Source organism: Spirillospora sp. NPDC048819 (assembly GCF_040650055.1).
Lineage (GTDB): Bacteria > Actinomycetota > Actinomycetes > Streptosporangiales > Streptosporangiaceae > Spirillospora.
Window position 1 is genome coordinate 1 of sequence record NZ_JBEZGN010000019.1, and the last position, 23,573, is coordinate 23,573.

24 protein-coding genes are annotated in these 23,573 nt (G+C 70.5%); 9 read left to right on the top strand and 15 right to left on the bottom strand.

Features of this window, described 5'->3' with window-relative positions:
* The first annotated feature begins 390 nt into the window (after positions 1 to 390).
* The 3 genes from AB0C35_RS24100 to AB0C35_RS24110 all read left to right on the top strand — a co-directional run bounded on the left by AB0C35_RS24100 (position 391) and on the right by AB0C35_RS24110 (position 2,834).
* The gene (locus AB0C35_RS24100) at positions 391 to 618 is read left to right on the top strand and encodes a hypothetical protein (RefSeq protein ID WP_358459593.1); all 228 of its coding nucleotides are present in this window, start codon (positions 391 to 393) and stop codon (positions 616 to 618) included.
* Between the two features lie 99 nt (positions 619 to 717).
* Complete coding sequence (locus tag AB0C35_RS24105; RefSeq protein ID WP_358459596.1) at positions 718 to 1,824, top strand: LLM class flavin-dependent oxidoreductase; 1,107 nt, start codon at positions 718 to 720, stop codon at positions 1,822 to 1,824.
* Positions 1,821 to 2,834, top strand: coding sequence for a helix-turn-helix transcriptional regulator (locus AB0C35_RS24110; protein WP_358459599.1), 1,014 nt, complete (start codon positions 1,821 to 1,823; stop codon positions 2,832 to 2,834). Before AB0C35_RS24105 ends, AB0C35_RS24110 begins: the two co-directional genes overlap by 4 nt.
* A gap of 362 nt (positions 2,835 to 3,196) precedes the next feature.
* Here the strand turns inward: AB0C35_RS24110 and AB0C35_RS24115 are convergent, their stop codons facing one another.
* From AB0C35_RS24115 to AB0C35_RS24130, 4 genes are all read right to left on the bottom strand, one after another.
* Positions 3,197 to 4,999 (bottom strand): SDR family oxidoreductase, encoded by a 1,803-nt coding sequence (locus AB0C35_RS24115; RefSeq protein WP_358459602.1) that lies wholly within the window; start codon positions 4,997 to 4,999, stop codon positions 3,197 to 3,199.
* Positions 5,000 to 5,079: 80 nt separating this feature from the next.
* The gene (locus AB0C35_RS24120) at positions 5,080 to 5,610 is read right to left on the bottom strand and encodes a GyrI-like domain-containing protein (RefSeq protein ID WP_358459605.1); all 531 of its coding nucleotides are present in this window, start codon (positions 5,608 to 5,610) and stop codon (positions 5,080 to 5,082) included.
* Positions 5,607 to 6,407 carry a MerR family transcriptional regulator gene (locus AB0C35_RS24125; protein ID WP_358459608.1) on the bottom strand — a complete coding sequence of 267 codons (801 nt, stop codon included), beginning with the start codon at positions 6,405 to 6,407 and terminating at the stop codon, positions 5,607 to 5,609. The genes AB0C35_RS24120 and AB0C35_RS24125 overlap by 4 nt, the downstream gene beginning before the upstream one ends.
* A 57-nt stretch (positions 6,408 to 6,464) precedes the next feature.
* Complete coding sequence (locus AB0C35_RS24130) at positions 6,465 to 7,565, bottom strand: CapA family protein (protein ID WP_358459611.1); 1,101 nt, start codon at positions 7,563 to 7,565, stop codon at positions 6,465 to 6,467.
* A gap of 449 nt (positions 7,566 to 8,014) precedes the next feature.
* On the opposite strand from AB0C35_RS24130, the gene AB0C35_RS24135 reads away from it, so the two are divergent.
* Positions 8,015 to 8,635 carry a hypothetical protein gene (locus AB0C35_RS24135; RefSeq protein ID WP_358459614.1) on the top strand — a complete coding sequence of 207 codons (621 nt, stop codon included), beginning with the start codon at positions 8,015 to 8,017 and terminating at the stop codon, positions 8,633 to 8,635.
* A gap of 74 nt (positions 8,636 to 8,709) precedes the next feature.
* Here AB0C35_RS24135 and AB0C35_RS24140 read toward each other — a convergent pair whose 3' ends face one another.
* Positions 8,710 to 9,645, bottom strand: a complete 936-nt coding sequence (locus AB0C35_RS24140; RefSeq protein WP_358460000.1) for an SPFH domain-containing protein — start codon at positions 9,643 to 9,645, stop codon at positions 8,710 to 8,712.
* Between the two features lie 65 nt (positions 9,646 to 9,710).
* Positions 9,711 to 10,163: an NfeD family protein gene (locus AB0C35_RS24145; RefSeq protein WP_358459617.1), complete on the bottom strand. Its 453-nt coding sequence runs from the start codon at positions 10,161 to 10,163 to the stop codon at positions 9,711 to 9,713.
* A gap of 148 nt (positions 10,164 to 10,311) precedes the next feature.
* On the opposite strand from AB0C35_RS24145, the gene AB0C35_RS24150 reads away from it, so the two are divergent.
* The 3 genes from AB0C35_RS24150 to AB0C35_RS24160 all read left to right on the top strand — a co-directional run bounded on the left by AB0C35_RS24150 (position 10,312) and on the right by AB0C35_RS24160 (position 14,207).
* On the top strand, positions 10,312 to 12,546 hold the full coding sequence (locus AB0C35_RS24150) for a molybdopterin oxidoreductase family protein (RefSeq protein ID WP_358459620.1): 2,235 nt from the start codon (positions 10,312 to 10,314) through the stop codon (positions 12,544 to 12,546).
* A 105-nt stretch (positions 12,547 to 12,651) separates the two neighbouring features.
* Entirely contained in the window at positions 12,652 to 13,566 is a 915-nt protein-coding gene (locus tag AB0C35_RS24155) for a Rieske 2Fe-2S domain-containing protein (protein WP_358459623.1), read from the top strand.
* A gap of 113 nt (positions 13,567 to 13,679) precedes the next feature.
* Entirely contained in the window at positions 13,680 to 14,207 is a 528-nt protein-coding gene (locus AB0C35_RS24160; protein WP_358459626.1) for a hypothetical protein, read from the top strand.
* A gap of 150 nt (positions 14,208 to 14,357) precedes the next feature.
* Here the strand turns inward: AB0C35_RS24160 and AB0C35_RS24165 are convergent, their stop codons facing one another.
* The 6 genes from AB0C35_RS24165 to AB0C35_RS24190 all read right to left on the bottom strand — a co-directional run bounded on the left by AB0C35_RS24165 (position 14,358) and on the right by AB0C35_RS24190 (position 18,329).
* Positions 14,358 to 14,924: a hypothetical protein gene (locus AB0C35_RS24165; RefSeq protein ID WP_358459629.1), complete on the bottom strand. Its 567-nt coding sequence runs from the start codon at positions 14,922 to 14,924 to the stop codon at positions 14,358 to 14,360.
* On the bottom strand, positions 14,873 to 15,205 hold the full coding sequence (locus AB0C35_RS24170; RefSeq protein ID WP_358459632.1) for a tetratricopeptide repeat protein: 333 nt from the start codon (positions 15,203 to 15,205) through the stop codon (positions 14,873 to 14,875). Before AB0C35_RS24170 ends, AB0C35_RS24165 begins: the two co-directional genes overlap by 52 nt.
* Positions 15,102 to 16,427 (bottom strand): hypothetical protein, encoded by a 1,326-nt coding sequence (locus tag AB0C35_RS24175; RefSeq protein ID WP_358459635.1) that lies wholly within the window; start codon positions 16,425 to 16,427, stop codon positions 15,102 to 15,104. Before AB0C35_RS24175 ends, AB0C35_RS24170 begins: the two co-directional genes overlap by 104 nt.
* A 209-nt stretch (positions 16,428 to 16,636) precedes the next feature.
* Positions 16,637 to 17,071 carry a hypothetical protein gene (locus tag AB0C35_RS24180; RefSeq protein WP_358459637.1) on the bottom strand — a complete coding sequence of 145 codons (435 nt, stop codon included), beginning with the start codon at positions 17,069 to 17,071 and terminating at the stop codon, positions 16,637 to 16,639.
* 188 nt (positions 17,072 to 17,259) lie between these two features.
* Positions 17,260 to 17,523: a DUF397 domain-containing protein gene (locus AB0C35_RS24185; RefSeq protein WP_358459640.1), complete on the bottom strand. Its 264-nt coding sequence runs from the start codon at positions 17,521 to 17,523 to the stop codon at positions 17,260 to 17,262.
* Complete coding sequence (locus AB0C35_RS24190; RefSeq protein ID WP_358459643.1) at positions 17,520 to 18,329, bottom strand: helix-turn-helix transcriptional regulator; 810 nt, start codon at positions 18,327 to 18,329, stop codon at positions 17,520 to 17,522. Before AB0C35_RS24190 ends, AB0C35_RS24185 begins: the two co-directional genes overlap by 4 nt.
* 98 nt (positions 18,330 to 18,427) lie before the next feature.
* Here AB0C35_RS24190 and AB0C35_RS24195 point away from each other — a divergent pair, with 98 nt between their 5' ends.
* Both AB0C35_RS24195 and AB0C35_RS24200 read left to right on the top strand, forming a co-directional pair.
* On the top strand, positions 18,428 to 18,664 hold the full coding sequence (locus AB0C35_RS24195; protein ID WP_358459646.1) for a hypothetical protein: 237 nt from the start codon (positions 18,428 to 18,430) through the stop codon (positions 18,662 to 18,664).
* Between the two features lie 691 nt (positions 18,665 to 19,355).
* Positions 19,356 to 20,432: a TauD/TfdA family dioxygenase gene (locus AB0C35_RS24200; protein ID WP_358459649.1), complete on the top strand. Its 1,077-nt coding sequence runs from the start codon at positions 19,356 to 19,358 to the stop codon at positions 20,430 to 20,432.
* A 57-nt stretch (positions 20,433 to 20,489) separates the two neighbouring features.
* Here the strand turns inward: AB0C35_RS24200 and AB0C35_RS24205 are convergent, their stop codons facing one another.
* Genes AB0C35_RS24205 through AB0C35_RS24215 form a run of 3 tightly spaced genes read right to left on the bottom strand, consistent with a single transcriptional unit; the run spans position 20,490 to position 23,568 of the window.
* Positions 20,490 to 21,134: a helix-hairpin-helix domain-containing protein gene (locus AB0C35_RS24205; RefSeq protein ID WP_358459652.1), complete on the bottom strand. Its 645-nt coding sequence runs from the start codon at positions 21,132 to 21,134 to the stop codon at positions 20,490 to 20,492.
* A gap of 44 nt (positions 21,135 to 21,178) precedes the next feature.
* Positions 21,179 to 22,426: a M20/M25/M40 family metallo-hydrolase gene (locus AB0C35_RS24210; protein WP_358459655.1), complete on the bottom strand. Its 1,248-nt coding sequence runs from the start codon at positions 22,424 to 22,426 to the stop codon at positions 21,179 to 21,181.
* Entirely contained in the window at positions 22,390 to 23,568 is a 1,179-nt protein-coding gene (locus AB0C35_RS24215; protein WP_358459658.1) for a Dabb family protein, read from the bottom strand. The genes AB0C35_RS24210 and AB0C35_RS24215 overlap by 37 nt, the downstream gene beginning before the upstream one ends.
* Positions 23,569 to 23,573 lie beyond the last annotated feature (5 nt).

Here is a 23,573-nt window from a genome sequence, read left to right on the forward strand (position 1 = left end):
TGGTCACGCTGGCGACGCCGCCACCAGGCCCGCGCCCGCCGCTGCCACTACCAACGACAACAACGCCTCATCGATCACTAAATGCGGCTGGAGTATTAATCAGTGGATAGCACGCATTCTGGACTAGCCCGTCAGCGCAGTGGACTATCTCGTTCGCGTTGAACAGAGCGACGACCTAAGGCATCATTGATGTCTCACGCCCAGTCGTTGCCGCGGAGGCATTTCTGCACGCTCTTCCTGTCCGGAGGGGTACGGATTTCCTACCTTCGAGGCAGCATTTCCGCTCCCCTGCGACGCTGAAAGTGCCACTTGATGCACCCCGCACCTCTTCCCCTCAACGGCAAGCAGCCCTGCTCGATGCCACACTGTGGTCGTTTGTCGTGCTTTCATGTGCGGCTGGAGACCGACGCCGTCGCCGACGACCGGCTGCGGTCCGGGGATTCCTGCGGGGCGCATCTCGCCGAGGTCGTCCAGGAATTGGCGCGCTGGGCCAAGGAGCAGCGGCGGCAACCCGCGCAGGTGGTCGTCTACGCGATGACGGAGGACCGCCCCTCGAATGAGGTGAACGGGCCCGCGAGATCTTTTGACCGGCTCGCACTCGGCACGATCCCGGTATGACATTACGGAGCGTGGCTGGATCCGGGCATTGCCCGTCGGCCGGCGGCTTCCCATACTGGGCGGGCAATGCCGGACGCGGACGGACGAAAAGGGGTCGGCATGGGATTCCAGCTGGGCTTGTTCTCACCCAACACCGAATCGGGACTCGCCATCACGACCGCCCCGGAAAGATGGCACGCGACCTGGGACAACAATCTCCGTCTCGCACGTCTCGCGGATGAGTCGGGCATCGACTTCCTGCTGCCCGTCGCGCGGTGGACGGACTGGGGACCCGACACCGACTTTCACCGGAGCGCCCTCGACCCTCTCGTGTGGGCGTCCGGTCTCCTCGCCGCCACCAGCCGAATTCGCGTGTTCAGCACCGTCCACACCGCGTTCCATCACCCGGTCGTCGCGGCCAAGCAGCTCGCGACCGCCGACCATCTCAGCAAGGGACGGGTCGGGCTGAACATCGTCGCGGGCTGGCACGCCCCCGAATACGAGATGTTCGGGCTCACCCTGCCCGACGACCACGACACGCGTTACGGGCTCGCGCAGGAATGGTGGGACGTCGTCAGGCGCATCTGGTCGACGGACGAGCCGTTCGACCATGAAGGGCAGTTCTTCCAGCTCAAACATGTGGTGGGGAGGCCCAAGCCGTACAATGGGCAGAGCCTTCCGGTGATCAACGCCGGGTCGTCCACGCAGGGACGTTCGTTCGCCGCCCGCAACGCCGACCGCGCGTTCACCGTGGTCGGCGGCCCCGAGGACGGGGCGGAGATCGTGAAGGCGATCCGCGCGGAGGCCGCGTCCCATGACCGGACCGTCGGGGTGTTCACTCTCGGCCACGTCGTGTGCCGGCCGACGAGGACCGAGGCGGAGGACTTCCTGCGCTACTACGCCGACGAGCACGCCGACTGGCCCGCCGTCGACGAGGTGATGCGGTTGCAGGGGTTGCACGCGCAGTCGTTCACGCCCGAGATGCTGCAGGTCTACCGGGACCGGTTCGCCGCCGGGCACGGAAGCTGCCCCCTGGTCGGCGACCCCGACGACGTCGCGGACGGTCTCGCGGAGTTCGCCGATGCGGGATTCGACGGTATCGCTCTGTCGTTCCTCAATTACGCTGATGAGCTGGGCTACTTCGCCGCCGAGGTCATGCCGCGGCTGCGGGCCCGGGGTGTCCTGTCCACCGACCGTAACGAAACGGCTCCACCGACACGAACATGACTTCTCCCGAGACCTCGCCGCCTCTGTCCGCCTACCAGCGGGTCGTCAGCAAGGACATCGACGTCCTGCACGACACGGTCGAGCCGTTCGCCGTTGGGCACGACCTCCAGGCCCGTGAGCCGGGCGTCACGCTGGACGGCCGCGTCAACGCCGTCGGTGTGGGTTCGGTCAATCTCGTCTGGGTGCGCTACGGAGGCGGCGGGGTCATCGTGGACACGCCCCCGACCGAGGGACACTTCGCCATGTGCGCGCCGATCGCGCCGATGGGCGTCGAGTACCGGTCCACGCACAACCGGGACACGGCGGGCGGCAGCCTCGTCCTCTCCCACGACGAGGCGATGCGGATGACGCCGCACCCGACGCTCGGCTGCCTCGTCATCGCCACGAGCACCGGGCGTCTCGCCGACCACCTCGACCGCCATCTGGGACGGGAGCACAGCCCGCCGCTGCGTTTCCACAGCGTGGACGGGCCGGCCATCACCCCGTCCTCGATCGTCGAACGCACCTGGCGGCATGTCTGCGACGTGCTCGACCACGCGACGGGACGCGGGGGCGGCCTGCATCCACTGGCGGCGCGGAGCCTGGAGGAGTCGCTGCTCACCGCCATCCTCCTGGGGCTTCCGCACACCGCCACCGAGAGCCTCGCGGAAGCGCCCGCCCGCGTCCCGCACCATCTCGCGGGGACGATCCGCGAGTGGGTCGAGACCCATCACCATCGTCCGATCGGCGTCACCGACATCGCCGCTGCGGTGGGGATCGGCGTCCGGCAGCTTCAGGCCATCTGCCAGGACCAGTGGGGCATGACGCCCACACAGTTCCTGCGCGGGGTGCGGCTCGACCATGCCCGCACCGCGCTCGTCGAGGCCCGGCCCGGCCCGCGCACGGTCACGGTCACGGACATCGCCGGGGCCGCCGGATACCTCCACATGAGCCGTTTCGCCGCCCACTACCGGCAGCGTTTCGGGGAGACCCCCACCCAGACCCTCAAGCGAACCGTCGACGCCCCCTGACGCCACCCGCGTGGAAGTCCCGCATGGGAGTCGCGCGTGGGAGTCCCGCATGGGAGCCCCGCATGGGAGCCCCGCGTGGAAGTCTCGCGTGGGAGTGCGCCGCCTGTGCCGGGGTGTACCGCTCATGTGGGTGTGCCGGTGTGCCGCTCATGTGGGGTGTGCCGGTGTGCCGCCCCTGCTGGTGCCGCGGTGCGGTCGAACCCGTGCCAGTCGAACCTGGGCCGGTCGAACCTGGGCCGGTCGAACCCGGGCCGGTCGAACCCGGGCCGGTCGAACCCGTGACGGCCGAACCCGTGACAGTCGAACCCGTGTCGGTCGAACCCGTGGCGGTCGAACCTGGGACGGTGTCGCCTGGGACGGGGTCAGGTGTGGAGGCGTTCTGCGTTTGTGCGGAGGCGATCTCCTGCGCGGCGGCCGAGGCGGGCGATCGCGCGGTTCGCCGTTGGCGACACGCGGGAGAGGGCGCGGCCGAGGCGGGCTTCGGCGGCGACGAACGCGACGGGTGCGTCCTGCCGGACGGCACGCAGGACGGCCCGCGCGACCTTCTCCGGCGGGAAGCCGCGCCGCTCTACCGCGCGGCCCATCCGCTCGCGCAGTTCGCCGTCCACACTGGGTGGCAGGCCGACGAAGCGGGTCCGGCCCGTGATGGGCGTGTCGATCGCTCCGGGGCAGATGGCGGAGACGCCGATGCCGTAGCGGTCCATGTCGAGGCGGAAGCATTCGGTCATCTGGAGCACGGCGGCCTTGGTGGCGGCGTAGGCGGGGAGTTCGGGGCTGGGCAGGTACGCCACCATGGACGAGACGTTGACGATGTGGCCGCCCTCGCCGCGCTCGACCATCTGGCGCCCGAACAGGCGGCATCCCCGGTACATGCCGTCCACGTTGATGGCGCGGATGCGGGCCCAGTCGTCTTCCGATGTGTCGAGGAGTGAGCCGGCCAGGGCGATGCCCGCGTTGTTGACGACGACGTCCGGGACGCCGAAGGAGACACGGACGTGGTCGGCGAACTGTTCCATCGCGTCGGCGTCGGCGACGTCGACCCTGTAGGCGTGGGCTTCGCCTCCGCCTGCGGCGATCTCGTCCACGGTGCGCTTGGCGGCGCCTTCATCGATGTCTGCGACGACCACACGGGCCCCTGCGTCGGCGAAGGCGTGGGCCGTGGCGCGTCCGATGCCGCTGCCCGCCCCAGTGACGACGACGAGATCGCCGCCGAAGTCCTTCCCGGGCTCTCCTGCCGCGCGCGCGTGGGCGAGCGCCGGAGTCTCTGGCCCGCCGTCGATGTGCTCGACGAACTCGGTGACCCAGCGGGCGATGAGGTCCGGGTGGCTGCGCGCGACCCAGTGTCCGGCCGGTGCGCGCCGTACGTACAGGCGTGTCACAGGTCCGCGCGCGGACAGCAGCAGTGGCTGGGACCCGTACTTGTCCTTGATGGAGACTATGAGCTGGACGGGCACGTCCGTCCGCCCCTCGTCGGCCCGGTTCGTCTGGCCGCCGGACCGGGCGGCGCGGCGGCCCATGTTGGCGCGGTACAGGCCGAGCCCGTTGCGGGCGTCCGTCTTGAGGGTGTCCGCCGGGTGGCCGGACCGCGGCTCGGCGCCCTCCCGCAGCCCCATCACGCGCGGAAACCCGGCGGACAGGACGCGGGCCGCGGCCTCGCCCACCTTCGGCGCCATCAGCACCGGCATGTAGACGCTGCGGCGTGCCTGGCCGAGGACCTCCGCCACGCCGCGCGGACCGGACCGGACGGCCTGCCGCGTCCAGCGCGCCATGTGCCGCCGGTCCGGCCCGGAGATCGAGGTGAACGAGGCGATGCGTCGCCGCAGCCGGTCCCCGATGACGGCCTCCCAGCCCTGCACCGAACCCCAATCGTGCCCCACCAGGTGGACGGGCTCATCGGCGCCGACACCGTCCAGGACGGCTTCGAGGTCGCCCATGAGCGCGTCCAGCCCGTAGTCGAGCGGGTCGGACGGGCTGCCGGACGCGCCGGCGCCGCGCACGTCGTAGACGACGACGCGGAACCGTCCGGCGAGCTGCTCGGCCACCTCGTCCCACATGGCGCTCGTGTCGGGGTAGCCGTGGACGAGGACCACCGTCGGCCGGTGTTCCTCGCCGCGCACCCGCACGGCCAGCTCGATCTCGTCCGACCTCACCCGCTGGTCTCGCATGAGCCCCGCCTGCCCGTCCGTAGAAGCGTTTCCCGTGAAACTACGTCCTCGGGCGGGCAGCCGGTAGCGTCCGCGTCCGCCTACCGGACGGGCTGGCGGAGGATCGTGCGCATCTTCTCCGGGTCGGTCTCACTGGGGTCGGACAGGTAGATCTCGTGATGCAGGCCGTTCCGCACGAGGCCCTCGGCCTCCATCAGCGCGGCCATGCGGGCAAGGGTCGCCGGCTCGTCGGAGTAGGCGCCTCGGTGGAGGACCTGGACGCATCGGCCGTCGGTGAACGTGACGTGCTGGACGCGGCACGCCGCGGGCACTCCGGGCCGCACCTCTTCGCAGGCCCGGTCGACCGACTCGGTGCCGTCCGGGAGACGAAGGAACAGATGCCACCACCACTGGTCGCGCGGCACGTCGAACGGCGAGCGCTCGTCCTCCACCCACCAGCGTCCCTCCAGGGGCGCCATCGGCGCACCGAGCGCGCCCATGACCGCGTACAGCGCTCCCACGCTCTCGCCGTAGGCGGTACCGCCCGGCTCGCCACGGCCGGTGACGGCCAGCCCCGACACGGCCCCGTGCTCCACCAGCTCCGGGTCCTCCGCCGCCTCGTACCAGCTCATCGGTCATCCTCCACTCGAATCAGCACCTGAGTCTCCAGGCGCTCGGGCGGCGTGGTCGCGGGGTCGTTGAGGTACACCTCGCGGACGGGCCCGGCGGGCGTGTGCCCGTAGTCGCCGAACCACGCGAGCACGCCATGGACCGTGAGCGGAATCTCCTCGTACGGGCCGACATGGACGGCCCCGGCGAATGACCCACCGGGCAGGACGTCGTCGCCGTCCGCCGCCTGGACGACCACGCGGACGTCGAACTCCTCCTCCATGTCCAGGGGGAACAGCCCGACCAGCACTCCGTCCGGTGACATCCGGGGCAGCAGCCGGGCCACGCACGCCGCGGTGGCGTCCGGGATCGTCTCCGGTGTCGCGGGCTCACGTGCGGTGAAGACCCGCCGCGGCGGCTCCCGGACGATCGACACCGTGCTCTCCGGCAGCCCCTCGGCGAGGACGCGGTCCAGGAGACGCAGGCCGCGCTGCCGCCGCGCGACATCGGCCTCGATCCGGTCCCGCGCCGCCTTCAGCTGATCGCCCCCGCCCTCGGCCCCGGAGAGCACACTGCCTCCGGATCCGACGCCGCCCCCGGACAGGACGCGCGCCACGACCGGCAGCGGCACGTCCATCGCGCGCAGCAGGCCGATCATGAGGGCGTCCCGGGCCTGGCCGGGCCGGTAGTACCGGTAGCCGGACGCCGGGTCCGTCCACGCGGGGGCGAGGAGCCCCAGGTCGTCGTAGTGCCGGAGTTGCTTGACGCTCAGCCGGCACAGCCGGGCGAAGCGCCCGATCGGCAGGAGATCGTTGCTCACAGGCCCCACCCTGACGTCTCCCACAGTGGGAGAGTCCAACTCAGCGAACGGGCGGCGTCAGGACGGGCGTGCCTGGAGTCCGGTGCACTCCCGCAGGCCGTTCCACCGTTTGACGGCGGCCTTCGCCTGGGCGCCCTTCAGCGGAATCGGGATGCCGCCGGAGATCCGCGCAGGATCCCACTTGTCCTTGGTGACCTTGCCGTTCTCCACGCGCAGGTACAGCACGCCGGACTCCGCCGTCTTGCCGTTGGCGGAGTAGAACACGAAGTTGCCCATGCCGTAGTGGACGTACGCGCCGTCCTTGTAGCCGCCGCCGAGCGGGATGTGCGCGTGGCCGCCGACGAGGATGTCCGCACCTGCCGCGATGAGTTTCTCGGCGAGTTCCTGCTGGCGCGGAAGCGGGCAGGGCTGCAGCTCCGCTCCCCAGTGCAGGTGGACGATGACGACGTCGGACCCCTTGCTCGCCTCCTTCACCGCCTGGACCATCCGTGGGACGTTCTTCGCGGAAGCAAGCCCGCCCTTAGTGTCGGTGGCCGTCCACGCCTGGATCAGGTTGTTGTCCAGTACCTGCGTGGCCCCCACGATGGCGAGCTTGTTGCCCTTCACGGTGACGCGGTAGGGACGGTAGGCGTCATCGGCGTTCTTGCCGATTCCGACGGTCGGGAACCCGGTGCGCTTGATGGCGGCCAGGGAGTCGGCCAGGCCGCCCTCCATGTAGTCCATGCCGTGGTTGTTGGCCATGGACGTGACGTCCACGCCGGCGGCCTTCAACGCCTTGAAGGCGGTCGCGGGGGCGCGGAAGGTGAACGCCTTGCCGGGCGCGGGCGTCCCGCCCGTCGTGATGGCCGTCTCCAGGTTGACCATCGCGAGGTCGGCGTAGCGCAGCTTCCTCGCGATCGGCCCAAGCGCGGTCGAGGGATTGTTGAGACGGGGACGCAGGATTCCCTCGAAATGCACGTCGCCGCCGAACGCGAGGATGATCGGCTTCTTGGCGGGCTGCGTGGGCTTGGTCGGCTGCGTCCCGGCCGAGGAGCCGCCGGGTGCGGGCGGCGTGGCGCCCTTCGCCTCGGAGTCTCCCGAGCTGCCGCACGCCGCGGCCGTCAGCGCCATCGCCCCCGCCACGGCCGCAGCCGCGACCCTGTTTCGCCGCACGCTCATCGCCTCACCTCCGCCCCGGCCCCCACGGACCTCCTCGATCGGACGCCAAGCATGCCATGCGCACCGAACACCGCGGCATAGACGTCCGATTCAGTGTCTTGAGACACTCGTGTTTACCGGGGTAGGTTGAGCCGCATCGTCGCGTTCAAGGGCCTCGGCGTGAACGGTTCTTGACCTATCCCAGAGGGACGGCCCGGCCTCGGGGCCGCCTCTCACCCGGCGTGTCTCTGCGGGACGCGCCCCGAAGCGGCCGGGCGGCCTCCCCCGCCCGGCCGCTTCCCATGTCACCGGGCGGCCTGCTCCGCATCGTGCGTTCAGGCTCTGGCCACGTACGGGAACCGACACCAGGAGCACGAGCACGCCGCTACCGGAAGGTATGAGATTGAGCGTGGCGTTCTCTGATTTGGAAAGCGTCTGACGTCGCGTGGTTCGCGTTAGGGTGCGGCGCTATGTCGTTGCGCTTTGATGTGACCGGGTGGGAGCAGGTGCAGCCCGGGGCCTTCCGGAATGCGGACGGGGACGGGCTGGCCGTCTACGGGTTCGACATCCCGCCGGATCTGCCCGCGCCGCTGGAGGATCTCGATCTGCTGCGCGCCCGGACGGTGGCGCACACGGCGGCGGGCGGCGGCGGGGTCGTCGAGCTGGACGTCGTCACGGTGGACGGGCTTCCGGCGGTGCGGCAGATCGTCAAGCTGCCGTTGCCGGACCGTCCGAGCGGCGTGGCCTACCTCGGGTCGTTCACGGTGCCGCGCGCCGACCGGAGCCTCGTGCTGAAGGTCCAGTGCCTGGAGGAGGGCGTCACCGGGATGCGCGACAGCGTGGCGCTCGACCGGTTCATGTCGGAGTACGGGCAGGGGCGCGACATGCAGGAGATGATGCGCTCGTGGGCGCAGCACCCCTACGCGCCGGACGTGCAGGGCGGCCTGCCGCGGAACTGGTCGGACGACCCCGGATGGGACCCGCATTTCCCGCAGCATCCGCTGTCGCGGGCGCGGCGGATCATGGCGGCGCTCGCCCCGACCGTCGAGGTGCATCCCGACTTCAAGGCGGCGGCACCGTTCTCCGGCTGACCGTTCTCCGGCTGACCGGCACGTCGGCTGACCGCGTCGGCCGACCGCGCGCAGGTTGGCCGGCGCGCCGCTGGTCAGTGTTCGGCCTTCTGGCGGTTGCCGCGGCCCAGTTCGTAGGGGCCGTCCCCCTGGTCGAGTTCCTGCGGTTCGCCGTCGGATTGGCGTGCGGCTTTCTGGAGGGCGGACTTGGCGTCGTCCAGGGAACCGCCGAATGCCTGCGAGACGGCCTGGAGCGCGGTCGTGACCTCGCTGGGAATGACCCAGAAGGTGCTGCCCTGGCCTTCGGCGAGTTTCGGCAGCGTCTGCAGGTATTGGTAGGCGAGGAGCTTCGGGTCGGGGTCGGCCTCGTGGATGGTGTTGAAGACGCGGTCGATCGCGACCGACTGTCCCTCGGCCTCCAGGATGGCGGCCTGCCTGGCGCCTTCGGCGCGCAGGATCGTCGACTGCTTCTCGCCCTCCGCGGTGAGAATCTTGGACGCGCGGGCGCCCTCGGCGGTCAGGATCGCGGCGCGCTTCTCCCGCTCGGCGCGCATCTGCTTCTCCATGGCGTCCTTGATGGACGGCGGCGGCTCGATCGCCTTGATCTCCACGCGGGTGACGCGGATGCCCCATTTGCCGGACGCGTCGTCCAGCACGCCGCGCAGCGCGGTGTTGATCCGGTCGCGGGACGTCAGGGTGGCCTCCAGGTCCAGGGTGCCGATGACGTTGCGCAGTGTCGTCGCGGTGAGCTGCTCGATCGCCTTGATGTAGTTGACGATCTCGTAGTCGGCGGCGCGCGGGTCGGTGACCTGGAAGAACAGCACGGTGTCGATGTGGACGACGACGTTGTCCTCGGTGATGACCGGCTGCGCCTTGAACGACACGACCTGCTCGCGGAGGTCGAGGCTGGGTTTGACGCGGTCGACGAACGGGATGACGAAGCTGATGCCCGGTTCGAGCGTGCGGTGGTAGCGGCCGAGGCGCTCCACGTTGCGGGCACGTGCCTGCGGAATGATCCACACCGCCCGCATCACCGCGGTGGCGAAGAGGGCGACCCCGGCGATCAGGGCGATGAGGACGGTGATGGCGATGTCGGTCATGGCTGCTCCTCATCCGAGGACGAGACCCAGTACAGGAGGGCGGTGGCCCCCTCGATGGCGAGGACGTCGGCGACGGCGCCGGCCGGGATGACGAGGTCGGGGTCGTAGGGGCGGGCCGTCCACTCCTCGCCGCCGATCCGGGCCCGTCCGCCCTGGCGGTTCACCTCGGTCAGGGTGGTCGCCTCGCGTCCGACGAGCGCGGCGGTGCCCGAGCGCAGCGGCGGCGGCTGGGCGATGTGCCGGCGCGCGATCGGGCGGACGACGACGAGGCCGGCGAGGGAGCCGAGCGCGAACACCGCGACCTGCGCGGCGAGGGGGAGTCCGAGCGCGCCGGCCAGCCCCGCGGCGAGCGCGGCGACGGCCAGCAGGCCCAGCGCCAGCGTGAGCGTGAACATCTCGGCGATGCCGAGCAGCGCGGCGACCAGCAACCAGGCGACCCACGGCTCCATAGCAGCTCCCTAGCGGCTGCCGAAAGTCCTCTTTGTCAAGGTAACTCCGGAATCGGCGTCCCGGCCATGCTTGGCCGGACCCGATGATGGCGCCCCCTGGTGGGACGGGTCATCATGGGACACGGTCCCGTTCTCAAGGAGAGTCCCCATGGGCGACCGCACGGCGTTCCGCACCTGTCCCCTCTGCGAAGCCCTGTGCGGCCTCGAACTGACCCTGGACGACGCGGGGACGGTGACGCGCGTCCGCGGAGACGAGAAGGATCCGCTCAGCATGGGGTTCATCTGCCCCAAGGGCGCGACGCTCGGCAGCCTCGACGGCGACCCGGACCGGCTGGCGGAACCGCTCGTCCGCGCCGGCGACGAGCACGCCGCGGCCGGGTGGGACGAGGCGTTCGAGACGATCCGGGCGGGGCTGTCCGACGTCATCGCACGGCACGGGCGCGACGCCGTCGCCGTCTACATCGGCAACCCGACGGCCCATTCGGTCGCCGGCCCCCTCTACGCGGGCGCGGTCGTGAAGGCGCTCGGCACCCGCAACCTGTACACGGCCAGCACCGCCGACCAGATGCCGAAGCACGTCGCGTGCGGGCACATGTTCGGCGATCCGCTGGCGATTCCCGTGCCCGACCTCGACCGCACCGACCATCTGCTCATGCTCGGCGCCAACCCCCTGGAGTCGAACGGGAGCCTGTGCTCCGCACCCGATTTCCCCGGACGGCTCAAGGCGATCCGGGCGCGCGGGGGCAAGGTCACCGTCGTCGACCCGCGCCGCACGCGGACGGCCGCCCTCGCCGACGAGCACCTCTTCATCCGCCCCGGGACGGACGCGTTCCTCCTCATGGCGCTCGTCCACACCCTGTTCGCCGAGGACCTGGTCGCCTCCGCCGAGCACCTGGACGGGCACGTCAACGGCCTCGACGACCTGCGCGCCCTCGCGGTGGACTTCGCCCCCGAGCGCGTCGCGGAGACCACGGGCGTCGCCGCCGGCACGATCCGCCGGACGGCCCGCGAGCTCGCCGCCGCCGAACGCGCCGCCGTCTACGGCCGCATCGGCACCTGCACCCAGGCGTACGGGACGCTCAACAGCTGGCTCGTGGACGTCCTCAACGTCCTCACGGGGAACCTCGACCGTCCCGGCGGCGCGATGTTCCCCCGGCCCGCGCACACCCCCACGTACCGTCGCAAGAAGCCCTTCACGACCGGACGGTGGCGCAGCCGCGTCCGCGAACTGCCGGAGGTCAACGGGGAGCTCCCGATCGCGACGCTCGTCGACGAGATCGAGACGCCCGGCGAAGGCCAGGTCAAGGCGCTGATCACGATCGGCGGCAACCCGGCGCTGTCGGCGCCGAACGCCGCCCGGCTCGACCGTGCGCTCGCCGGCCTGGAGTTCATGGTGAGCGTCGACCCGTACCTGAACGAGACGACCCGGCACGCGCACGTGGTCCTGCCGCCGCCGCGCCCCGCTCAGACGCCGCACTACGACATCGCGCTGACCGGGCTCGCCGTCCGCAACTACTCGCGCTACTCGCCGCCGGTCGTGCCGCTGCCGGACGGGCGGCCGAGCGAGTCCGACCTGCTCGCCCGCCTCGCCATGATCGCATCCGGAGCGGACGGCGACCCCGCCGCCCTCGACGAGATGATCATCAACTCGACGCTGCGGAAGGCGGCCGCCCTCGAAGGCTCACCGGTGCACGGCCGCGACCCTGCCGACCTCCGGAAGATGCTCGACGACGGAACGCCGACCGAGCAGCGGCTCGACATGATGCTGCGCCTCGGCCCGTACGGCGACGGGTTCGGCGCCGACCCGTCCGGCCTCACGCTGGACAAACTCCGCACCGAGCACCCGCACGGCCTCGACCTCGGCCCCCTTGAGCCGCGCCTGGACGAGGTCCTCTGCACCACGTCCGGCCGCGTCGAGCTGTGCCCGTCCACGTTCGCCGCCGACGTCGACCGCCTGCACTCGGCGCTGCGCGACCCCGTTCCGCCCGGCGGGATGGTGCTGATCGGACGCCGCCACCTGCGTTCCAACAACAGCTGGCTGCACAACGTCCCCGAACTGGTGCGCGGCTCCAACACCTGCACGCTCCAGCTCAACCCCGCCGACGCGGACCGGCTCGGCATCGCCGCCGGCGACAGCGTCCGCGTCGCCTCCCGGACGGGCGCCGTCGAGGCCGTCGCCGAACCCACCGACACCGTCATGGCGGGCGTCGTCAGCCTCCCCCACGGCTGGGGCCACGACCGTCCCGGCACCCGCACCGAAGTCGCCCACCGGCACGCGGGCGTGAACGTCAACGCCGTCACCGACGAGCAGGAGATCGACCCGCTTTCCGGCAACGCCGTGTTCAACGGCGTCCCCGTCACCGTCGAGCCGGTGGTGCGCTGACCCCGTGGTTTAGGCCCATCCCCCTCCAGGTAGGAATGACTGGCCGCAGGAGAACGCGGAAGACTAGTGTCGCAACAGGCGTCTCAGCAGCCGCGGAGGAGGGGCATGAACCGCAGGACGAACATCTTCCGGCGCTCCCGGCCCCAAGGCTCGACACGGCTCGCCGACGCCACCGAGGGCCTGGAGCACGCCCGCAGCCTCGACCGCACGATCCGCGTCCTGTCCACGGCCGTGCGGCGGACGCTGCGCCCCGGCCCGGTCAAGGACGCCCTCCACGGCGTCCCGGTCGGGCATCCCGCGCATCCGCCGCTGACCGACGTGCCCATGGGCTGCTGGATCTCCGCCGCCGTCCTCGACCTGATGCCCGGCGGCCGCCGCGCCGCGCAGACCCTCGTCGCGACGGGCCTCGCCGGCGCCGTCCCGACCGTCCTCACCGGAATCGCCGACTGGTCGGCCATGCACCGTGAACAGCAGCGCGTAGGGCTCGTCCACGCGGCCGGCATGGCGACGGCGAGCACGCTGTACTCGGCGTCCTTCCTGGCCCGCTACCAGGGCCGCGACGCCGCCGGACGCGCCTTCGGCTTCGCCGGCCTCACAGCCCTCCTGGCGGGCAGCTACCTGGGCGGCCACCTCGCCTTCCGCCAGGCCGGCGGCGCCAGCCACGCCGACCAGACCGCCCATCTCGTCACCCTGGGCTGGCACGACCTGTGCAGTGCCGAAGAGCTCCCGGACGGCTGGCCGGTGCACCGCCGCCTCGGCTACATCGGCCTGTTCGTGCTGCGCACCGGCGACGAGATCCACGTCCTCACCGACCGCTGCAGCCACCTCGCCGGACCGCTCCACCAGGGCCGCGTCGTCACCGACGACAACGCCGAGATCTGCGTCATCTGCCCCTGGCACGGCAGCACCTTCCGCGTCCGCGACGGCGCCGTCGTCCACGGCCCCGCCACCGCCCGCCAGCCCTCCTTCGAAACCCGCGTGACCGAATCCGGCGTAGTCCAGGTCCGCCCCCTCGGCTGACACGCTGGACCAAGGACCGAGCGGCAGCGCCCATGGGCGGCCGGTCCGATTGGCCGACGAAGTCAGTCTCACTTCGAGATGAACTGTCGTACCCGGATGGCAGGTTCGCGTTCATGTCCCTTCATGTCGCGAGCCGCCGCCGCACCACGCTCCACCGAGACTTCCCGGACGCGCTGATCCTCGATGTGACGTCCCGGGCCCCGGAGCCCTGGGTGCGACTCAGCCCGTTCTATCCGCACGGCGGCATCCCGGTGCCCGGCCATCCGGACCGGACGGCGCAGTCGGTCGAGGGCGTCTGGCAGGCCCTGAAGGTGTTCGCCTCCGAGGAGGAGGATTTCTCCAAACTAGAGGTGACGACCATGAAGGGGATCAAGCGAACGGTCCGCCGCCTCGGCCCGCCGCTCGGCCACCGGCTCGAAGGTCGGTTGCTCGGCTACGAGGAGGCCCGGCGGTTGATCTATCTGCCGACCTACCGCTGGATGCTCGACCACCGAGCCCCCGATCTCGTCGCCGAACTCCGTGAACTCAGCACGAAGCACACGGTCGTGCTGCTCGACTACACCACCAACGGAGACGTGGCGGACCTGTCGACGCCGCTGTCACACGCCGCGCTCATCGCACAACGAGTCCGAGATCTCTGATGATCCTGCGGCGCTCGGTCCGGCCGGCACCCTGCGCCAGCAGGGACGGGACACCGCAGGACAGCGCCTTCGGCCAGGCGTCTGGGTGACCCTCGCACGCTGGAGACCGTTTGGACCGCCGGTCAGGTTCAGCGATCCAAACGGTCTCGACTACATGGACGACCTTGTCAGCGGCTTGCGCGAGCCGCCGCTCTCCAAGACCTCCTTGCGGACGTCGGTACTGCCGCTGAGCTGCGCGGACTGAAGGTAGGGCGCGGTGCCGCGGTCGGCGATCCGCGACGACGTGATGGTGAGGTCGTAGTGAGCCCACACCATGGCGGCGTCGGCCAGCCGGCGGGCCGTGGCGCGGATGAGATGGACGTCCGGCGAACCCGTGACGATCAGCAGGACGGGCTCGCCGCGGTCCAGGTCGGTCGCGGTGGGGTTGTCCGGCCATATCGCCACGCGCAGACACCGATCCTCGATCACGCGCAGCTCCCCCGAATCCGGAACGCAGACCCAGGGACGGCCGTCCGCGGCACACGTGACCATGATGACGGGGCGCTGCCGCGCCTGGGAGCTTCTGATCGCGTCGATGGAGGTCGAGAGGACGTCGGGCGAGGCTGTCATCGGCACGTCCGCCTTACGTGGAAGGTCCGGTCGGCCCAGGTCGCCCTCCAAGCCGATCAGCGCACCGATCCGTTCGGGTGAGAACCACTCCAGTACCCACTGGAACATATGTTCGATACTAGTAGATGCGGACGACATTCGCGCCTTGCGTGCTGCGGGGCCGCCACGCACGTGCGGGAGGCCAGAGTGGTCGGGTGGTCGCCGCCCAGCACCCGCTCGCAATCGGCCAGCCTCTGTTGATGCAGCGGAATCGCGCGCCCTGGATCACCGGCCGCCTCATCGGCGCTAGCAAGGTTGTTGCGGGTGGTCAGAGTATTGGGGTGGTCGCCGCCCAGCACCCGCTCGCAGCAGATCAGCGTGCGCTGATAGAAGGTGATGGCGCGATTCACGGCTCCCTGGTCGCGTAGGAAGGCCGCTGTGCCCTGGAGCAGTCCCGCGAGTTCGACCGAGTCGGTGTAGGAGGGTGTAGGAGATGGTGTGGTCGGCGAGGGCGGTGACGTGGGGGACCAGGATCTGCCAGGCCGGCCACTCTGCCGGGTTGCCAGCCGTGGCGGGAAAAGCCTGGTTGAGCAGGTCGGTGGCCTGGGTGCGGGCGTGGTCGATGGCGTCGGGGCGGCGGTGGGGGTCGCCGTCGCCCTGGACCGGGCGCGGGTCGGGGGTGCGGGCGACGGCTTGGACCAGGCGGTGGACAGAGATGGTGTCGGCGTCCAGGGTGATCATGTTGTAGGCGGACAGGTCGCCCAGCGCGGTGGCGAGTTCTACCGGGCCGCCGAGCGGGGTGAGCAAGGTGCGGGGGATGTCCTCGGGCGCCCACCAGGCCAGGACGCGCAGCACGTCACCGGCCAGCGGGGCGGTGGCGGTGAGGTGGTCGAGAGTGAGACGCCAGATCCGGGCGATGGTGCGTTCACCGTCAGCGCCGCGAGCCGTCTGGTCGTACATGACCGCCGGATCGGTGCGCAGCATCTCCAGGTAGGCCGCCGGGGACAGGTGCGTCTGGTGGATATAGGCGCCGGCCTGTTTGACGGCCAGCGGCAGGTGACCCAGTTCGGTGCACAGCTCGGCGGCACCGGCCAGGTCGGCGGCTTGGCGGCCGGTGGTGAGGATGCCGGCCAGCAGCTCCTGAGCCTCGGATGCGCTGAGCACATCCAGTTCGACCAGTGCCGGGACGAGGTCGTACCAACCCTCCCGCAAGCGGCTGGTGATCAGGAAGCGGCCGCCGGGAGCGCTGGTCACCAGCTCGGCCACATCGGCGGGGTGGGTGACGTTGTCGAGCACCACCAGCCAGCCTGCGTGTGCGGCCAGCCACCGCCGTGCCCAAGCGGCCCGCTCTTCTAACGCCACCGCTGCTGGCGTGCTGCGGGTCATCTCGGGCACCAGCATCCCGGCCAGATCGGCCAGGCGCGCTGTGACGCCTGCCGCGGAATCAGCGGTGATCCACCAGGTCAGGACGTGGCTGTCGGCATGCTGGTGCGCCCACTGCGCGGCCAGCGCGCTCTTGCCCACGCCGCCCAGCCCGTGCACCGCCTGCACCACCGCCCCACCCGGGTCTGCCAGCGCGGCGTCCAACTCGGCCAGTTTCCCGCTCCGTCCGACGAATGTCGTCGTGCGCAACGGCAGAGCCGGCAGCACCCAGGGGGGCGGATCTACGTTTTCGGGCCGTGGCAGGGGTGCCGCCTGATACACATCACCCACGTGTGTGGACGAGTCGATGATGTTGCCGCCGGCGGCCATCGCCCCGGTGCCAGCCGCCTCAACCCGTCCGTCCGGCTGCTCTGCGTCCCGGCCCTCCTCACTGGGTGAGGGGCCGCCTCGGCTGCTTCTCACGGCGTTGCCTGGTCATCCCCGGTGACCTCGGTACGGGAGTCCTTCACATCGCCTCCGGCGGCGATCGTCCCCAGGCCCGATGCGCTTACTCCCTCACCGGCTCCTGGGACCGGTGGTGTCGGTGCCGGGCCGCCTGCGGGCGGGCGCGTCACCTTTGTCGATGACCCGGTCACCGAGTCGCCGGCCGCGATCGCGCCCTCTCCCGACGCCGACACCCGACCGGAACCTGCCGGTTCTGGATCCGCCGTCGCACGGAACGTCAGCCATGCCAGCAATCCGGCGCCCGTCGCCACGCACGCCAGCGCCGCCGCCAGCCACGCCAGGCCCCACTCCTGGGTCAACATCCCCGTGGCCACGTTCACCACCGCGCCGGCCACCACACCTGCCCCGGCCGCGACCGCTTGCCGACGCCTGCCGCCCCCACTGCTCATCGCGCCTCCCGCAGCGCCGACCTCACCCGCGACATCCCGTCCTGCACCAGATTGTTCCGCGCCGCCCGTCCGTCCATCACCACTTCGCCGCACCTGGCCACTACCTTCCAGGGCGGGATGCTCGACGTACGGCAACGAGCCCTCGACCCGCACCTGGGGCCGAGGGCTCGCACAACGCTGGGGACGAATCAGGCCAGGTCGTGCTCGCCGCGCTTCACACGGTCGGCGAACGCACGCCACTCGGCGGCAGCGAGAGCCAGGTGGGGGGCCTCGGGGGCCTTGGAGTCACGCACTCCGATGTTGGGGGCAAGCTGCGCAACCTCCACGCAGTCACTCTGGCCGGACGTGCTTCCGCTGCGGCTGGACTTGCGCCAGAGCTGCGCCACTTCCACACAGTCGCTCGTTCCAGCGTCGGTTCCGCTGCGGCTGGACTTGCGCCAGACGGGAGTCATCTGAAGCCTTCCATCACTTGCTGGATCAACTCGGCGGACGCATCCACCGGAAGAGCCCGATCACTGATGCGATCGAAGTTTGCTCGGTACGAGCGTACATCCGTGATATCCACGGCAAGTCGCCCACCAAAGCTCGCCTCGACGTACACCGAGTCGCCGCCGTCCACAGTCATGATCTTGAACGAGCCGTCGCGTCCAACGTGCGCACCGGCACGCTGGGGAACGATCCGCACGGAAATGTTCGGCTGTTCACCCAACTCCAGCAGCCTGGCGAGTTGGCCGCGCATGACCTCAGCCCCGCCAACGGGCTGCCTGATAACGCCCTCGTCGAGCATGGCCCACAGATTTGGCGCGGGATCGCGAAGCAGACATTCCTGGCGCTTCATCCGGACTGCCACACGTCCATCGACGTCCTGGAACCCGCCTGCAAGCACGGCCTCACGTGTGTACGCCTCCGTCTGAAACAGCCCTGGGATCCAGGCGAGTTCCCATATGCGCAGCTCAGCGGCAAGGACCTCCAGTTCGAAGTGCGCCTTGAACCACTCCGGGTCATGGCCTGCTTTGGCGAAGAGGAGGAGGACCTGGAAGAGGTCCTGAGTGCCCCACTCCCGGTCAAGGACGCGTGCGTGCTTCTCCAGGAGCTTCACCTGGCCAGACTCAAGCCGCGAAACACTTGATCGATCAAGATCAAGTATTACCCCCAGCGCACTGCCGGACATCCTGCGTTCTTCGCGATGTCTGCGCAGCTGAACCGCGATGAGATCCCAAAGCGAGCCCTCTGGGTTCAATGACTCTCTGGCGCTCACCTGCGACTCCCCGTTGTTGTATCTGCTGTACGAACCTTCCGAAGGTAACGCGGAGCCGGAATCCTTGTCCCAAGAACGCGGAAGGAGAAGGGCCGCCGATGAACGCTCAGGAAGCGATCAATGATCACGAACTCGCCAGGCTGCGTCAGGAGTTCACGGGGCATCGGATCTGGCGGGCGGTTCGCTGGGACGGGCGGCTGGGCGACTGGGTGGCCAGCCTCCATGACCCGGCCGCCGGGATCTATCCGACGGTGATCTGTTCGGACGCCGACTCGCTTCGTGACGCCCTGCGCGCCGAGGTTGAGCGGGCCGCCGCGCGAAAGGGACTCCGGTGAGGGGGCAGCCGCACTACAACGCCGCCCGGCCACCGGAGGGGACCGCGACCCCCGGCGCGGTCCCGTGGGGGGAGGTGAGAGTGGCGCGTCCGGTGAGCGTCCCCCCGGGCGCATCGGCCGCGCCGCTCCACCGCCCGAACCGGCGGTCGGCCGTCGCCGTGCGGCCGTCTACAGTCGCGAACATCGGAGAGCACTTCCCCGGTGTCCACTGTTGGTGGGGGCTCCACACCTGCCGCTGGTGGGCTTATGTCCCGACGCCGTGGGGCGGCTGTCTGCTGGAGGCCGCCACCACGGACGCCCTCATCGCTCAGATCGCCGAGGCAGCAGAGGGACGGGCCGCGAACCAGTGAACTCCGGTCGCGTGGTTCGGCCGTGGCACGGGCGGCGGGTGGGCTATCTATACGAGATGGCGTCTCGCTTGACGGGATCGGAGGGTCTGACTTAGGTTGGCGGGAGATCCTCCACCGTCGGGAGCACGCCAATGATCCGAGCAGCCTCACCGGGCAGCCCTGGACCGGCCGTGCGCGCCTACTCCGAGCCGCTGCGCGTCCGCCCGCCGCGTACCGGCATGCGTCCCGGCACGGCCGCGGGTCTTCCGCAGACGCCCTTCTAACGCACGACGTCCGCAGCCCCATCCCGGGCCGCGGCGTCCGTCCGCGGCCTGCTCACCCTTTCTGAAGTGCGAGGCATCATGTCCACGACCGTTGACCTGTCCCCGATTTCCGGCCCGTCCGCCTGGCGCGGGGACGAGCTGGCCGGCTCCACCGAGTGGATCCACCAGCTGTCCGACGCCGAGCGGGACGAACTGGAGGCCGTCGGCCGCCGCTTCGTCGCCGACGACCCGGACCTGCGCGCCGTCACCGCCGCCGACTACCCGCTGGACGCCTGCACCGGCCTCATCGAGGAATGCGCCGAGCAGATGGACGCCGGGCGCGGCTTCATCCTCATCCGCGGGCTCCGCACCGAGGACTACGGCGACACGGTAGCGGGCGCGATCTTCTACCTGATGGGCCTGCACCTCGGATCCCCGATGCCGCAGAACCAGTACGGCGACGTGCTCGACCACGTCATCGCCACGTCCAACAAGACCATGGACGACCCGACCGCGCTGCCGTCGCGGGTGCGCGACCGGCTGCCGTTCCACTCCGACAGCTCCGACGTCGTCGCCCTGATGTGCCTGCGCGGAGCCCGCGCGGGCGGGGCGTCCAGCCTGGTCAGCGGCACCACGATCTACAACGAGATCCTGCGCCGCCGCCCCGACCTCGCGCCCCTGCTGTTCGAGCCCTGGCACTGGGACTGGCGCAGGCAGGACCCGGACGCGCCCGCCAACACCTACCAGTCGCCGATCTGCAGCTACGTCGACGGCGTCTTCAGCACCTACGCCGGCGCCCAGATGATCTTCACGGCTCAGGAGTACCCGGAGGTGCCGCGGCTGACCGAGGCGCAGATCGAGGTCCTGAACCTGTTCGACGAGATCGCGCAGGAGCCCGGCCTCCCCCTGGACATGGACTTCCAGCCGGGGGACGTCCAGTGGCTCCTGAACTACGCCGCCCTGCACTCGCGCACCGAGTACGACGACTACCCCGAGCCGGAGCGCCGCCGCCACCTGCTGCGGCTGTGGCTGCGCCGGGAGGTCGGCCGCCCGATGGTGCCCGGCTTCGGCAAGAACGTCATCAACACGCCCGACGGGAAGGCGAAGGAGCCCCTGCCGGGCGGCCGTTTCCAGATCGCGGACGCGGTCGTCCCCAATGAGGCCTGGGGTCTCTGACCGGCCACCCCTGCTCGTGGCCCCGTTCCAGGAGCGGTGTGAACGGGGCCACGGCCATCACCGGAGGAAGACGCCGTACTCGGCGATCTGCGGGGTGAGGACGGGAGGCAGGTCTGCCAGCGTCGCGACCTCCTCCGCGGAGATGAAGCCGCCCGTGTCGCTCCGGATTCGGACTATGCGTTCCGCGAGTTCGTGGGTCATCCCCGGGATCTCGGCCAGCACCGATGCCGGGGCATGGTTGATGTCGACGAGCCCGCCGTCGTCGTAGGACCTCTCCAGGTCGGGACGTCCGATGCGCATCTCCACGGCCAGCGCCGGGGAGCGCCGGGCCACCTCGGCCGCCCGGACACGCAACTCCCGGCGGCGGTGCACGTCCAGTTCGGCCTGCTTCAGAAGGTCGGCCTCCGCCGGGCTGAAGACCTTGCGGCGGAGGAAGAACGCGTGTCCCGTGCCGACCGTCACCAAGGTCAGGAAGACGGCGAGGAACACCGTGTCCCCGGTCGTGCCGTCCTCGCTTCCCGCTGTGACGAACCCGAGGACGACGAGCGCGAGATAGATGGGCTGTACCAGCCACAGCAGGAGCGACCGCATCCGCACCGCCGCGATGATCATCGTGATCGACGTGCCCATGCCGAGCGTGTAGATCGGGCTCAGCGCCCAGGCGTAGCTGGCGACGGTGCGTCCGGGACCGAATTTTCGCATTCCCCCACCTCCCCTTGTAGAGACGTGGGCCGACCGCGCCCGGTTCACTCCCGGGCGAGGAGGCGAGCGTACAGGCGGGCGTACGCGGTCAGGGACGCCAGGTCGAGGACGTCGCACCGCGGGTCTTCTGGGGACGGGCGGGATGCGGGGCCGAGACGTACGGTGTCCACTCCGTGGGCTCTTAGGGCGACGCCGTCCGTGGAGCCCGTCCAGCCGGTGATGGGGGGCGGGGCGTCGCCGAACTCGGCACGCCAGGCGGTTCTGGCCTCGCGGACTATGGGTGCGTCGGCGGGGGTCGCGGCGGCGGGGTGGATCTCGTCGATGTCCACCTCGACCTTGCAGTTGGCGAGTGGGCCGGTCGCGCAGGCCGCTTCGACCTCGGTCCGGAGCGCGTCGGCGATGGCCTTCGGGGCGGCTCCCGGGATGGTCACCACGTAGATCCCGGCCTCCAGGAGGGCTGGGAAGAGGTCGGGTTTGTCGGGGCGGCCCGCGGCGAGGGAGCCGATACCGGCGGCCGGGCCCACCTGCGTGCCGGGGGCCGTGCCGGAGGCGACGTAGGCTGCGCGCCAGCGTTCGACGGCGTCCAGGACCGGGCCCGCGTGGGCGATGATGCCGCCGTGCGGGTCTGCTGACTCGCGGGCCAGGACGGCGCCGTGCCGTCCCTGTACGCGCAGGCGGAGGTAGAGGGCGCCTGGCTCCTCCCACAGGATGGTGGGCGGGCCGCCTTTGGCGACGACGGCGGCGGGCGGCCGGGGCTCGGTGGCCAGGTAGTGGTCCAGGCCGGTCGAGCGGGCAGCGCCGGCGGGGCCGTGCAGCATGCTCCGGTGCGTCCCTGAGCCGGCCAGGAGAAGGCGTGCCGGGACACCGCGGGATGCGGCGGAGATGAAACCGGTCAGAGCCGCGGCGGCGGGGGCCCTCGCCACACCCAGGCCGAAGCCTTCGACGTGGGTGGACGTCACCTTCAGCGGGGGCGGCGGGTCGGCACGGGCGGTGATCGGCCTGTCCTCGACGGGGTCGCCGCTGAGTGAGGTGTCGAGGTGCGAGTAGAGCAGCACCCCGGCCGGGTCGCCCGCCTGGAGGTTGGCCCCGCCCGTGCCGTACCGGTGGACCGTCCAGTCGATCCACGGCCACCGCGCCGTGCACCAGGAGGCGAGGTGCACGGCGGCGGCGGATTCGCGGCCGTACGGCGCCGGGACGCCGTCCAGGACTTCCAGGACGCGGACGATGTCCTCGCCCGCGTCCTGCGGTTCCGTACTCAGAAACGGCCCCAGTCGTCGGCGGCCGGGCGCCACACGTCGATGTTGCGCGGGTCCGGCGGCATCCGGCGGGCGACGTGGGACTCGTGCTCCTCCGGAGTGAACACGCGGTGCGCGTCGCACAGCTCGTAGCGCGGGCCGTGCAGCGGCTCGTGCATGTAGAACGCGATGGACGTCGACGCCGAGTGGTTCACCAGGTCGGACGCGATCGGCTCGCCCTTGTAGAGCGCGCGGGCGCGGAACCGCATGACGTGGTCGAGGCTCTTCGTCGCGAAGCACAGGTGCGCGACGAAGTGCTCCTTGTTGTTCTGCAGGGCGAGGCTGTGGTGGTAGCGGTCCTCGCAGCGCATGAACGTCGTGGAGCCCACGATCTCGTCGGAGGACTGGAAGCCCAGCACCTTCGTGTAGAACTCCAGCGACTCCTCGTACTTGTTCGTCGCGATGAACGGGTGGACGAGGTCGACCGGGCGCAGCTCCGTCACCGGCGGCTCGGCGTACTCCAGGAAGCCGATGAACAGTTCCACGGTCAGCCCGTTGGGGTCGCGGACGGCGAAACCGTCCGAGCAGAGGTCCTTCTGGCGGTCCTGGAGTTCGAGGATCTCGTGCCCGGCGTCGGCGACGCGCTTGCGCAGGTCCGCCAGGACCTCGGCGTTCTCCACGCTGTAGCCGATGGCGACGGTGTGGCCGGCCTCGCGGTCCGGGGCGCTGATCAGCTCGATCGAGTGGTGCTCGATGTCGGCGCGCAGGTAGGCGTGGTCGCCGGTGCGCTGTTCGAGCTGGAGACCCACGTGGTACTGGAGGAACTCGATCGTGCGGTCCATGTCGGGGACCTCGATGCGGGCGTACTCCATGCCGTACGGGCCGCGCGGCCGGCCGGGCCTGCCGGGGGTCTCGTAGGTGACGATGATGTGGTCGTCCATGATCGGGCGCCAGCGTTCCCGGACGAACCGCTCGTGCGATTCGCTCTCCAGGTACGCCATCAGGTCCGCCTCGGTGTCGAACTTCACCGAGAACGCGTGGGTGTACCTGCTGCTGCGGGTGCTGATGTTGGGCCCGAGCGTGAAGTCGCGCATGGCCGGGTAGCGCCGCGGGAACGTGCGCAGCTCCGCGAGGATGGACTCGACGGCCTCCGCCGGCGCGTCCTCGCGGAAACGGAACGCGAGGTTGTGTTGGATCATCGCTT

Bases quoted from the DNA above. Each gene is read 5' to 3' on its own strand.
- AB0C35_RS24105 (WP_358459596.1), top strand. From the start codon at position 718: ATGGGATTCCAGCTGGGCTTGTTCTCACCCAACACCGAATCGGGACTC.
- AB0C35_RS24110 (WP_358459599.1), top strand. From the start codon at position 1,821: ATGACTTCTCCCGAGACCTCGCCGCCTCTGTCCGCCTACCAGCGGGTC.
- AB0C35_RS24115 (WP_358459602.1), bottom strand. From the start codon at position 4,999: ATGCGAGACCAGCGGGTGAGGTCGGACGAGATCGAGCTGGCCGTGCGG.
- AB0C35_RS24120 (WP_358459605.1), bottom strand. From the start codon at position 5,610: ATGAGCTGGTACGAGGCGGCGGAGGACCCGGAGCTGGTGGAGCACGGG.
- AB0C35_RS24130 (WP_358459611.1), bottom strand. From the start codon at position 7,565: ATGAGCGTGCGGCGAAACAGGGTCGCGGCTGCGGCCGTGGCGGGGGCG.
- AB0C35_RS24135 (WP_358459614.1), top strand. From the start codon at position 8,015: ATGTCGTTGCGCTTTGATGTGACCGGGTGGGAGCAGGTGCAGCCCGGG.
- AB0C35_RS24140 (WP_358460000.1), bottom strand. From the start codon at position 9,645: ATGCGGGCGGTGTGGATCATTCCGCAGGCACGTGCCCGCAACGTGGAG.
- AB0C35_RS24145 (WP_358459617.1), bottom strand. From the start codon at position 10,163: ATGGAGCCGTGGGTCGCCTGGTTGCTGGTCGCCGCGCTGCTCGGCATC.
- AB0C35_RS24150 (WP_358459620.1), top strand. From the start codon at position 10,312: ATGGGCGACCGCACGGCGTTCCGCACCTGTCCCCTCTGCGAAGCCCTG.
- AB0C35_RS24155 (WP_358459623.1), top strand. From the start codon at position 12,652: ATGAACCGCAGGACGAACATCTTCCGGCGCTCCCGGCCCCAAGGCTCG.
- AB0C35_RS24160 (WP_358459626.1), top strand. From the start codon at position 13,680: ATGTCCCTTCATGTCGCGAGCCGCCGCCGCACCACGCTCCACCGAGAC.
- AB0C35_RS24165 (WP_358459629.1), bottom strand. From the start codon at position 14,924: ATGTTCCAGTGGGTACTGGAGTGGTTCTCACCCGAACGGATCGGTGCG.
- AB0C35_RS24180 (WP_358459637.1), bottom strand. From the start codon at position 17,071: ATGAGCAGTGGGGGCGGCAGGCGTCGGCAAGCGGTCGCGGCCGGGGCA.
- AB0C35_RS24185 (WP_358459640.1), bottom strand. From the start codon at position 17,523: ATGACTCCCGTCTGGCGCAAGTCCAGCCGCAGCGGAACCGACGCTGGA.
- AB0C35_RS24195 (WP_358459646.1), top strand. From the start codon at position 18,428: ATGAACGCTCAGGAAGCGATCAATGATCACGAACTCGCCAGGCTGCGT.
- AB0C35_RS24200 (WP_358459649.1), top strand. From the start codon at position 19,356: ATGTCCACGACCGTTGACCTGTCCCCGATTTCCGGCCCGTCCGCCTGG.
- AB0C35_RS24205 (WP_358459652.1), bottom strand. From the start codon at position 21,134: ATGCGAAAATTCGGTCCCGGACGCACCGTCGCCAGCTACGCCTGGGCG.
- AB0C35_RS24215 (WP_358459658.1), bottom strand. From the start codon at position 23,568: ATGATCCAACACAACCTCGCGTTCCGTTTCCGCGAGGACGCGCCGGCG.